The sequence below is a fragment of the Roseomonas sp. BN140053 genome (assembly GCF_047690175.1).
Classification (GTDB): Bacteria; Pseudomonadota; Alphaproteobacteria; order Acetobacterales; family Acetobacteraceae; genus Roseomonas.
The window spans coordinates 342943-353853 of the sequence record NZ_JBLLEB010000001.1 but is presented as its reverse complement, the minus strand read 5'-3'; the positions used below and the strand labels follow the sequence as shown (position 1 = coordinate 353853).

10 protein-coding genes are annotated in these 10911 nt (G+C 74.3%); 4 read left to right on the top strand and 6 right to left on the bottom strand.

The genetic code is table 11. The features are described from left to right. Positions 1-36: 36 nt before the first annotated feature. The 3 genes from ACLIBK_RS01665 (at position 37) to ACLIBK_RS01655 (ending at position 2565) form a co-directional block, all read left to right on the top strand. Positions 37-873, top strand: a complete 837-nt coding sequence (locus ACLIBK_RS01665; RefSeq protein ID WP_415385460.1) for a DUF697 domain-containing protein — start codon at positions 37-39, stop codon at positions 871-873. A gap of 84 nt (positions 874-957) precedes the next feature. After that, entirely contained in the window at positions 958-2214 is a 1257-nt protein-coding gene (locus ACLIBK_RS01660) for an aminopeptidase (RefSeq protein WP_415385459.1), read from the top strand. Positions 2215-2331: 117 nt separating this feature from the next. After that, the gene (locus ACLIBK_RS01655) at positions 2332-2565 is read left to right on the top strand and encodes a hypothetical protein (RefSeq protein ID WP_415385458.1); all 234 of its coding nucleotides are present in this window, start codon (positions 2332-2334) and stop codon (positions 2563-2565) included. Between the two features lie 13 nt (positions 2566-2578). Here the strand turns inward: ACLIBK_RS01655 and gltX are convergent, their stop codons facing one another. Then, entirely contained in the window at positions 2579-3973 is a 1395-nt protein-coding gene (gltX, locus tag ACLIBK_RS01650) for a glutamate--tRNA ligase (protein WP_415385457.1), read from the bottom strand. Between the two features lie 109 nt (positions 3974-4082). Between gltX and ACLIBK_RS01645 the strand changes: the two genes are divergently transcribed. Next, positions 4083-6299, top strand: a complete 2217-nt coding sequence (locus ACLIBK_RS01645) for a ComEC/Rec2 family competence protein (RefSeq protein ID WP_415385456.1) — start codon at positions 4083-4085, stop codon at positions 6297-6299. Here the strand turns inward: ACLIBK_RS01645 and lexA are convergent. The 5 genes from lexA to trpD all read right to left on the bottom strand — a co-directional run bounded on the left by lexA (position 6293) and on the right by trpD (position 10835). Continuing rightward, a complete protein-coding gene (lexA, locus tag ACLIBK_RS01640) occupies positions 6293-7006 on the bottom strand; it encodes a transcriptional repressor LexA (protein ID WP_415385455.1) in 714 nt (237 codons plus the stop codon). The two genes, ACLIBK_RS01645 and lexA, sit on opposite strands and share 7 nt — an antisense overlap. A 96-nt stretch (positions 7007-7102) precedes the next feature. Further along, the gene (gene glp, locus ACLIBK_RS01635) at positions 7103-8308 is read right to left on the bottom strand and encodes a gephyrin-like molybdotransferase Glp (protein WP_415385454.1); all 1206 of its coding nucleotides are present in this window, start codon (positions 8306-8308) and stop codon (positions 7103-7105) included. Continuing rightward, positions 8308-8799 carry a cyclic pyranopterin monophosphate synthase MoaC gene (gene moaC, locus ACLIBK_RS01630; protein ID WP_415385453.1) on the bottom strand — a complete coding sequence of 164 codons (492 nt, stop codon included), beginning with the start codon at positions 8797-8799 and terminating at the stop codon, positions 8308-8310. Before moaC ends, glp begins: the two co-directional genes overlap by 1 nt. Before the next feature lie 11 nt (positions 8800-8810). Beyond that, positions 8811-9665, bottom strand: a complete 855-nt coding sequence (trpC, locus tag ACLIBK_RS01625; RefSeq protein WP_415385452.1) for an indole-3-glycerol phosphate synthase TrpC — start codon at positions 9663-9665, stop codon at positions 8811-8813. A gap of 75 nt (positions 9666-9740) precedes the next feature. Further along, positions 9741-10835, bottom strand: a complete 1095-nt coding sequence (trpD, locus tag ACLIBK_RS01620) for an anthranilate phosphoribosyltransferase (protein WP_415385451.1) — start codon at positions 10833-10835, stop codon at positions 9741-9743. Positions 10836-10911 lie beyond the last annotated feature (76 nt).

Sequence of the window (10911 nt, the reverse complement as noted above, 5' to 3'; positions counted from 1 at the left end):
GGGGGCGCCGGGCCCCGGGTCATCCTGGAAGACGCCGTGAGTCCGGATGCCCCGGCGGAAAAGCTGGACCTGCGCTGGGAACAGGCGGTGGTCGCGGTGCCGGAAGCGCGCACCGGCGGCTGGTCCAACCTGTCCCTGGCCGCCCTGGGCGCGGCCTCGCTGGTGCTGGGCCTGTCGGCGCTGGATGCGGCCAACTTCGTCGCGGAACAGTTCGCCCGCAGCCCCTGGCTGGGCGGCATCACCCTCCTGGTCGCGCTGTTCGGCTTCGGGCTGATCGGCTGGGCCGGCATCCGCGAGATGCGCGGGCTGGCCGCGCTGGACGCGGTGGACCGGGCGCGGGTGGCCTTCGCCGCCGGCGACACGGCGCGCGCCCGGCTGGAAACCCTGCGCTGGGCGGAAAGCGTGCCGGCGGCGCGCGACCTGCTTCCCGCGCTGCGCGACGCGCCGGACACGGCCACGCTGCGCGCCCTGCTGGAAGCGGGCCCGCTGCGCACCCTGGACGCCCAGGCGGTGTCGCTGGGCCGGGTGGCGGCGACCCAGGCCTTCGCCGCCACCGCCATCAGCCCCTCGCCGGCCTGGGACGCGCTGGTGTTCGGCTGGCGCGCGATCCGGCTGGTGCGGCAGGTGGCGGCGCTGCACGGCCTGCGCCCGGGCTTCGCCGGCACGGTCGCGCTGCTCCGCCGCTCGGCCTTCTCGGCCGTCAGCGTGGCCGCCACCAACGTGCTGGCCGATGCCGCGACGCGCGCCGTGGTGAGCAACCCGCTGATCGAGCGCCTGGCGGGCGAGGCGGCCACCGGCCTCGTCGCGGCGCGGCGCATGCTGTCGCTGGCCCGTGCCGCCGCCGCGGCCTGCCGCATCGTGCCGCCGGCTTGAGCGTTTCACCCGCACCACGCCGGCCTTCGTCCCTCGGCGCAGGGACGGTGGCCTTCCGACACCTGCCGTGAACCGGATCCCCGCATGAACGACCTGCACGATGCTTCCCTCGCCGCCTCGCACGCCGCCCGGCTCGACCGTTTGGCGGAGGTCGCGGTGCGGGTGGGCCTGGGCCTGTCGCACGGCCAGGAGCTGGTGATCACCGCACCCCTGGAGTCCCTGGCCCTGGTGCGCCGCATCACCGAGCACGCCTACCGCGCCGGTGCCGCCCTGGTGACGACCCTGTACGGCGACGAGGAAGCGACGCTGATGCGCTTCCGGCACGCGCCGGAGGACAGTTTCGACCGCGCCACCGGCTGGCTGTTCGACGGCATGGCGGCGGCCTATCGCGGCGGCGCCGCGCGCCTGGCCATCACCGGCGAGGACCCGGCGCTGCTGGCGGCGCAGGACCCGGACAAGGTGGCGCGGGCCAACCGCGCCCGGTCCAAGGCCTACCTGCCGGCGCTGGAGCGGATCGTCGCCTTCGACATCAACTGGTCCATCGCGTCCTTCGCCAGCCCGGCCTGGGCGCGCACCGTGTTCCCCGACCTGCCCGAGGAGGTCGCGGTGGCGCGGCTCTGGGACGCCATCTTCGCGGCCTCGCGCGTGGATGCCGCGGACCCGGTGGCGGCCTGGTCGGCGCACAACGCGGCGCTGCACGCCCGCACCCGCTTCCTCAACGAGCGCCGCTTCGCCGCCCTGCATTTCCGCGGCCCCGGCACCGACCTGCGGGTCGGCCTGGCGGACGACCACGCCTGGCTGGGCGGGGCGGAAACGGCCCGGAACGGGCTGGTCTGCAACCCCAACATCCCGACGGAGGAAGTCTTCACCACGCCGCACGCCCACCGGGTGGACGGCACGGTGCGGTCCACTAAGCCGCTCTCCTACCAGGGCACGCTGATCCGCGAGATCGCCGTGACCTTTCGCGAGGGCCGCATCGTCGAGGCGACGGCCATCCAGGGCGCGGAGGTGCTGCACAAGGTGCTGGAAACCGACGAGGGCGCGGCGCGGCTGGGGGAGGTGGCGCTGGTACCGCATTCCTCGCCGATCTCGGCCAGCGGGCTGCTGTTCTTCAACACCCTGTTCGACGAGAACGCGGCCAGCCACATCGCCCTGGGCCAGTCCTACAAGACCTGCTTCGTGAACGGCGGCGCCCTGAGCGCCGAGGACCTGGCGGCGCGGGGCGCCAACAGCAGCCTGATCCACATCGACTGGATGATCGGCTCGGGCGAGATCGACGTGGACGGCGTCGGCGCCGACGGCACGACCGCGCCGCTGATGCGCGGCGGCGAATGGGTCTAGCGCGTTGCTGGCAGGCCCGATTCACCGCCGCGGCCGTTTCCCGCCCGGGCGGATCGGGGGTGGGGGCGGCCACCGGCTGCCGCAAACGGAACCACGCAACATCGAGGGAGCGGATGCATGAGCGGTATCGTGGATGACAGCGCGCCTTTTCCGGCGGAAGCCGAGCTCGCCGCCGTGGCGGAGGTGCCGCTGGGACCGGTGGGCCGGTTCCAGCTGGTTTGCGCCCCCGGCCCGGGCGGCGAGGTGGCCGCCTTCGTGATCGACACCACCGACGGCCGCAGCTGGACGCGGGTCAACAGCCGCTGGGAGCCGCTGGAATACGGGCTCGGGAGCCCGATGCCGGCCCCCTGACCAGCCCGATCCCTCAGGCGCTGCGAATCCGCGCCAAGCTTTCCTCGCGGCCGAGAGCCGTGAGCACCGCGTCGATCGGCGGGGACTGGGTGGTGCCGGTCAGGGCCACCCGCAGCGGCTGGGCGAGGACACCCAGCTTCACCCCGCGCGCTTCCGCCTGCTGGCGCAGCAATTCCTCCAGCGCGGCCCGCTCCCAGGGGGCGCCCTCGAAGGCCGTGGCCAGCTCGGCCAGGTGGGCGCGGGACTCCGCCGTCAGCAGCGCGGCCGCCTTGCCCTCCGGGGTGGGCCGCGCCAGCACGAAGGCGGCTCCCTCCGCCAGGTCCAGCAGCGTCCGGGCGCGGGGCTGCAGGTCCGGCACCAGCGCCCGCACGCGCGCGGCTGCGGTCTCGTCGGCGTGCAGGCCACGGGCCGCGAGACGCGCCAGCACCTCCGCCGTCAGGCGGTCGGGATCGGCGGCGCGCAGGTACAAGCCGTTGAGGTGCGACAGCTTGGCGTAGTCCATGCGGCTGGCGGCGCGGCCGACATCGGACAGCTCGAACAGCTCGATCGCCCGGTCGCGCGGGACGAACTCCTCGTCGCCGTGCCCCCAGCCGAGCCGGAGCAGGTAGTTGCACACGGCCTCGGGCAGCAGGCCCTGGTCGCGGAACTCCAGCGCGCCCACCGCCCCGTGGCGCTTGCTGAGCTTGCCGCCATCGGCGCCGTGGATCAGCGGGATATGCGCGAATTGCGGCTTCTCCCAGCCCATCGCGTCGTAGACCATCAGCTGCCGGAAGGTGTTGGTCAGGTGGTCGTCGCCGCGGATCACGTGGGTGATGCCCATGTCGTGGTCGTCCACCACCACGGCATGCAGGTAGGTCGGCGTGCCGTCCGAGCGCAGGATGATCATGTCGTCCAGCTCGGCATTGCCGACGCGGACCTCCCCCTGCACAAGGTCCTGCAGCACCGTCTCGCCCGTGCCGTCGGTGGCCCGCGGCGCCTTGATCCGGATGGCGCCGGCGCGGCCGGCCGGGGCCTCGGCCGGGTCGCGGTCGCGCCAGTTGCCGTCGTAGCGCAGCGGCCGGCCTTCCGCGGCGGCGCGCTCCCGCATGGCCGTGAGCTCTTCCGGCGTGTCGAAGGCGAGGTAGGCCTTGCCCTGGGCAAGCAGCTCCCGCGCTACCTCGGCATGGCGGGCTTCGCGGCTGGTCTGCATCACCGGCGGCTCGTCCGGCGACAGCTCCAGCCAAGCGAGGCTTTCCAGGATCTGCTGCACGGCTTCCGGCGTGGAGCGGGCGCGGTCGGTGTCCTCAATCCGCAGCAGGTACTGGCCGCCGTGGTGCCGCGCGAAGAGGTAGTTGAACAGCGCCGTGCGGGCCCCGCCGATATGCAGGAAGCCGGTGGGCGAGGGGGCGAAGCGCGTGCGGACGGTCATGATGGGCGCGGCATAGCACCCGCGGGCCGGGCTGTTGAGGCGTTGTTGCGCCGGCACGCCGTCCCCGGGCCGCAGTTGTGCCGGTCGGCGGGATGGTCAACCCTGCCGCGTGCTGTTCGCCAGCCATCCCGCCGCCGCACCTGTTTGGCACCCCCGGCGCCTCGCCGGCCGCCTGTCCGCCCTGCTGGAGGCCGAATGGCCCTCCCTACCGCTCTGGCTGCCGGTGGCGCTCGGGGCGGGGGTGCTGGTGTATTTCGCGCGCGGCAGCGAACCCGTGGGCGATTGGTGGTGGTTGCCCTGGCCCCTGCTGGCGCTCGCGCTAGCACTGCGCGCGCATCGGCCGGTCCCGGCCATGCTGGTCGGGCTGGTCGCGGCCGGAACGCTGGGCTTCGCGGCGGCGCATTGGGAAACGCAGCGGCAGCCACCCGTGCCGGCGCTGCCCACGCGGGCCGTGATCCTGACCGGTGAGGTCGATTCGGTGGACCTGCTGCCAGAAGGGCGGCGCGTGCTGGTGCGCGCCGCGCGCCTGGGCGAGGGCGCCGCACCCCTGGAGCGCAGCCTGCGCATCCGCCTGCGCGCCAATGATCCCGCGCGGCCGCAGCCCGGCGACCAGATCCGAGTGCGCGCGCTGCTGCGGCCGCCGGCCGCCCCCGTCGCCCCCGGCAGCTACGACTTCCAGCGCGCCGCCTTTTTCTCCGGCCTGGCGGGCAGCGGCACGGCACTGGGCCCGGTCGAGATTTTGTCGGCGGGTTCCAGCCTCGGCTTCGCCGGCCTGCGCGACGCCATCGCGGCCCGGGTCGGCGCGGCGCTGCCGGGCGCGCCGGGCGCCGTGGCGGCCGCATTGCTGGCGGGAACCCAGACGGGCATCCCGACCGAAGCCCTGGTGGCCATGCGCGACAGCGGCATCGCGCACCTGCTCTCCGTCGGAGGGCTGCACGTCGCCATCGTGATCGGGCTCGGCTTCGCCGTGACGCGCTTCCTGGTGTCGCTGGCGCCCTTCCTGGCGCTGCGCCTGGACGCGAAGGCGATGGGCGGCGTGGTCGGCCTGCTGCTCGGGGGCGCCTACACGGTGCTGACGGGATTGCAGGTTCCCATGCTGCGGGCCTTCGCGCTGGCCCTGGTGGCCACGGCCGGGCTGCTGCTCGGGCGGCGGGCCGTATCCTTGCGCAGCATGGCCCTGGCGGCCGCGGTCGTGCTGCTGTGGCAACCCGATGCCGTGCTCGGCCCCTCCTTCCAGATGTCCTTTGCCGCCGGGCTGGCGCTGTCCGCGGGGTGGGAGGCGATGCGCGGCACGGTCCGGCGCTGGCAGGGGGACGGGCGGCTCCGGACGCGTGCGCTCCTCCTGCTCGCCGGGCTGTGCCTCACTTCGGTGATCGCCGGGCTCGCCACCATGCCCTTCGGGCTGCACCATTTCGGCCGGCTGCAGATCTACGGCGTGCTGTCCAACGCCGTGGCGGTGCCCGTCACCTCCTTCTGGGTCATGCCGGCGGGGATGCTGGCCATGGCGCTGATGCCCCTGGGGCTGGAAGGCTGGGCGCTGACCGTCATGGGATGGGGGCTGGACGTCGTGCTGCTGACGGCGCGGGTGGTCGCTGCCTGGCCGGCCGCGGCCACGGTGGCGCCGCCGATCCCGGCCTCCGGTCTGCTGCTGATAGCGGCCGGTCTCTGCTGGCTCTGCCTGTGGCGCACGCGGTTGCGGCTGCTGGGCATTGCGCCGGTGATCCTGGGGATTGCCTCGGGCAGCTGGACACCGCGGCCGGACTTACTGGTGTCCTCCGACGGACGGCTGATCGCCCTGGCCACCGAGAACGGCGTGTTCCTGGAACGGGCTTCGGGCTCGGGGGACTTCACCCGGGACAACTGGCTGCGGGGATGGGGCGAAGTTTCCGCGCAGCCCTTCCCGCGGCACGGCGAGGCCGCGAACGGCGCCGTGTCCTGCACGGAAGCGAGCTGCCTGCTGCGGCCGGGGGACAACACGCCGATGGCCGCGCTGCTGCGGGCCGCCGCGGTGCCGAGGGGCTCGCCCCCCATACCGGTGCTGGCGGCACCCTGGTGCGGCCGCGCCGCCGTGCTGGTGTCGGCGGAACCGATCCGCGGCCGCTGCCCCCCGGGAACGGCGCAGCCTGCGATCGTCGACCGGTTCAGCGTGTGGCGAAACGGCGCCCACGCCATCCGCCTGCGCCCCGACGGGGTGGAGGTGGTGTCCGACCGCGCCTGGCGCGGCGACCGGCCCTGGGTTCCGCCGCTGCCCGTGCCGCGGCTGCGCGAACCCGCGGCGCCGACGGATGAGGGCGGCGCGGCCTTCCGCCCGGAAGCGCCTCAGTAGCGGCGCAGCAGCCCGATCAGCTTGCCCTGCACCTTCACGCGGTCGGGGCCGAAGATGCGGGTCTCGTAGCGGGCATTGGCCGCTTCCAGCGCGATGGAGTTGCCGCGCTTGCGCAGCCGCTTCAGCGTGACCTCGGCCTCGTCCACCAGGGCCACCACGATGGCGCCGTTATCCGCCACGTCGCCGCGCCGGATGATCACGGTGTCGCCGTCCAGGATGCCGGCATCCACCATCGAATCGCCGGCGACTTCCAGGGCGTAGTGGTCGCCGCTGCCCAGCAGGGCGGCCGGGACCTCGATGCTGGTGCCCTGGTCGCGCAGCGCCTCGATCGGCAGGCCGGCGGCGATGCGGCCGTACAGGGGCAGGTGCACCGCGGCGGCGTCGTTGCTGCGGGCGATGCCGCTCAGGTTGGGCGCGAAATTGCCGCGGATGACGTTGGGCGCGAAGCCTGCCGCGGGGGCGGGCGCCGGGGCCGGCTTCACCGGGGCCAGGTTGTCGGGCAGCCGCATCACTTCCAAGGCGCGGGCGCGGTGGGCGCGCCGCTTCAGGAAGCCGCGCTCCTCCAGCGCCGTGATCAGGCGGTGAATACCGGACTTGGAGCGCAGGTTCAGCGCTTCCTTCATTTCCTCGAAGGACGGCGAGAACCCGGTCTGACGCAGGTGCTGATCGATGAAGGCGAGCAGCTCGTGCTGCTTCCGCGTGAGCATGATGCGTTCTCCGGCCGCGATGCGGGCGAACAAAACAGCAACCCGCTCCGCTGTTCTAGATAGGTTCCAACCGGTTGGTCAAGTTGTCCCCACGATTCACAGGCCAAGTGCCGCGAGATGGATGATCTCCACCCGCGATCCCGCCGGCAAGGGGGGCGCGTGCGGCGCTCGGATCACCAGGGCATCGGCGGCCGCGAGGGTCCGCAGCATGGAGCTGTCCTGCATCGCGAAGGGCGTCGCCACGGTTTCCCCGCCCTCGCCGACCTCGATTCGCGCCCGCAGGTAGTCCTGCCGCCGGTCGTTCGCCGCCAGGTCGCGGCCGACCAGGGCGGTCTGGGTCGGCGTCGGCCCGGCGGGCAGGCCGGACAGCCGGGCAATGGCCGGCAGCAGGAACAGCACGCCGCAGACCAGGGCGGAAACCGGGTTCCCGGGCAGGCCCAGAAGGGGAACATGGCGCAGCCGGCCCCAGATCAGCGGCTTTCCCGGGCGCATGGCGATTTGCCAGAAATCGAGCTCGAATCCCTGCGGCACCAGGGCGCTCTGCACCAGGTCGTGGTCGCCGACGCTGGCGCCCCCCGTGGTCACCAGCAGGTCGCAGCCGGCCGAGGCCGCACCGGCCGCCGCGACGGCATCAGGCCGGTCAGCCGCGATGGGCAGCACCACCGGCTCCGCCCCGGCCGCGCGCACCAGGGCCGCCAGGGCGTGGGCGTTGGAGGAGACGATGTTGCCGGCGGCCAGCGGCTCGCCGGGCAGCACGATCTCGTCCCCGGTGGCCAGGATGCCGATTCGCGGCCGCCGGTGCACGGTCAGCCAGGGATGGTTGGCGGCCGCGGCCAGGCCGATGTCCCGGGCGTTGAGGCGGCGACCGGCCGGCAGCAGCGCGTCGCCGGCGGCGAAGTCCAGCCCGCGGCGGCGGATCCAGCGCCCGGCCGTCACGGCTTCCCGCACGGTGACGGCGTTTCCCGACCGCTCGGCATCCTCCTGCAGCAGGACGCCGTCGGCCCCGTCCGGCAACACCGCCCCGGTGAAGATGCGCACCGCTTCGCCCGGGCCGACCTGCCCGGCGAAGGGATGCCCGGCCGGGGCCTCGCCGGTGACCGACAGGGTGGCGCCCTCGGTCGCGTCGGCGGCGCGCAGGGCGTAGCCGTCCATCGCCGAAACATCGGCCGGCGGCTGGGTCAGCCGGGCGGCAACGGGGGCGGCGAGGACGCGGTTCCAGGCCTGCGGCAGCGCCACGACCTCGGCCGGGACCGGCGCCAGGGCGCCCAGGACGCGCCCGAGCGCCTCCTCGACGGAGATCATCAGGGGGCCTCGAACAGCCCGGACTTGCCGCCGGACTTGCGGGTCAGCCGCACCGCCTCGATGCGCATGCCGCGGTCGGCGGCCTTGCACATGTCGTAGATGGTCAGGGCCGCCACGGTGACGGCACACAGCGCCTCCATCTCCACCCCCGTGCGGCCGGCCGTGGTCACGGTGGCAGCGATCTCCACGGCGTCCTCGCCGGTGGGCTCCAGTTCCAGGGTCACGGCGGAAATCGGCAGGGGATGACAGAGCGGGATCAGCTCGGCCGTGCGCTTGGCCGCCATGATGCCCGCCACCCGGGCGATGCCGAGCACGTCGCCCTTGCCCACCTGGCCGCCGCGGATCAGCGCCAGCGTGGCCGGCTGCATCACCACGCGGCCGCGCGCCGTGGCGCGGCGCTCGGTTTCCGCCTTGCCGGACACGTCCACCATCGCCGCCCGGCCAGCGGCGTCGAAATGGGTGAGGGGGCTGTCCCCGCCGGCCCCGCTCATGCCGCCCCCGCTCATGCGGCGCGGATGAGCTCGCGGGCGGCGGCGCCCACGTCGGGCTGGCGCAGCAGGTGCTCGCCCACCAGCAAGCAGCGCGCCCCGGCCGCGGCCATGCGGCGCACGTCGGCGGGGGTGCGGATGCCGCTCTCGCCCACCGGGATGCGGTCGGCCGGCACCAGCGGCGCCAGGCGCTCCGTGGTGGCGAGGTCCGTGCGCAGCGTCCGGAGGTCGCGGTTGTTGATGCCGATCAGCCGGGTTTCCAGGCCCAGCGCCCGGTCCAGCTCGCGCTCGTCATGCACCTCGGCCAGCACGGACATGTCCAGGGCGCGGGCGGTGTCCTCCAGCTCCTGGGCCTGGGCATCGCTCAGCGCCGCCAGGATCAGCAGGATGCAGTCGGCGCCCATGACGCGGGCTTCCAGCACCTGCCAGGGGTCGAACAGGAAGTCCTTGCGCAGCGTGGGCAGGTGGCAGGCGCCCCGCGCGGCGATCAGGTGCTCGGCCGAGCCCTGGAAATCCGGCGCGTCCGTCAGCACGGACAGGCAGGCGGCGCCGGCCTCGCAATAGTCGCGCGCCAGGGCGGCGGGGTCGAAAGGCTCCCGGATCAGCCCGCCGGAGGGGGAAGCGCGCTTGATCTCGGCGATCAGGCCGGTGCGGCCCTCACCGACGGCGGCGCAGAGCGCCCCGGTGAAGGAGCGTGCCTTGGGGGCATGCCGCGCCCGCCGTTCCAGCTCGGAGGCCGGCGTTTCGAGGGAGCGCTCGCGCACCTCCACCGCCTTGCCGGCCATGATGCGGGCCAGCACGTCGGGGATGGCGGCGCTGGAGGAGGCGCCGGCCACGACCGGGGCTGCGAGCGGAGGGGTCTGGTCCATCTGGGGTTCCTGGAACCCGGTCGGCCGGGTCATGGAGCGTCGTTCGGGTGCGGAGCGGGGGGACAACGCACCAGGTCACTGCGGAGCGGTCGCGACGCGAAGGCGGTCGAGCACGGTTCGCGCTGCACCGCTGTCGATCGCGCGGGCGGCATCCACCGCGGCGGGGGCAAGATCGTCATGCTTGCCGGCCACGACAAGGGCCGCCGCCGCGTTCAGCAGGACGCAATCCCGATAGGCCCCGGGGGCGCCGTCCAGCAGGGCCAGCAGCGCCGCGGCGTTTTCCGCCGGCTCGCCGCCGCGCAGGGCCTCGTTGGGCGCGCGGGGCAGTCCGGCCTGCTCAGGGGACACCTCGAAGGCGCGGATGCGGCCGTCCCGCAGTTCCACCACCTGCGATGGCCCGGCCAGGCAGAGCTCGTCCAGCCCCTGGCCGTGCACGAGCCAGGCACGCTCCGTGCCCAGCCGCGCCAGGGTTTCCGCCATCGGCCGCAGCCATTCCGCGGAAAAGGCGCCGGTCAGCTGCCGCCGCACGCCCGCGGGGTTGGCCAGGGGGCCGAGCAGGTTGAACACCGTGCGGGTGCCCAGCTCGACCCGCGGGCCTGCCGCGTGGCGCAGGGCGGCGTGATGGCGCTGCGCCATCAGGAAGGCCATCCCGGCCGCAGCGAAGACGTCCGGCAGGCGATCGAGCGGCACGTCCAGGTTGACGCCCAGCGTCGCGAGGGCATCCGCCGTGCCGGAGCGGGAGGACTGCGCCCGGTTGCCGTGCTTGGCCACCGGCACGCCCGCGGCCGCCACCACCAACGCCGCCGCGGTGGAGATGTTGAGCGTGCCGGCGCCGTCGCCGCCGGTGCCGACGATGTCGATGGCGCCCGCGGGGGCCTGCACCGACACCATCCGGGCGCGCATCGCCCGCACCGCGCCGGTCATCTCCGCCACGGTTTCGCCGCGCACGCGCATGGCCATCACCATGGCAGCGATCTGGGCGGGCGTGGCCTCGCCGGCCATGACGGTGCCGAAGGCTTCCTCGGCTTCCGTTTCGGCCAGGCGTTCGCCCGCGGCGAGTCGCGCCAGGACTGGTCGGAGCGACACCGTCAGGCGGCCGATCTGTTGCGGCGGTGCAGGGTGGCGAAGCGCGCGGCGGAAGGGGTCATGCCCGCCGAGTTTCGGTCCCATGCGGCAGCGAAGCAAGCTGCGCGGACCGGGCGGGCGGCGCCGCCGCGCGCCTCGCCGCCGACGCCCAGCCGATCAC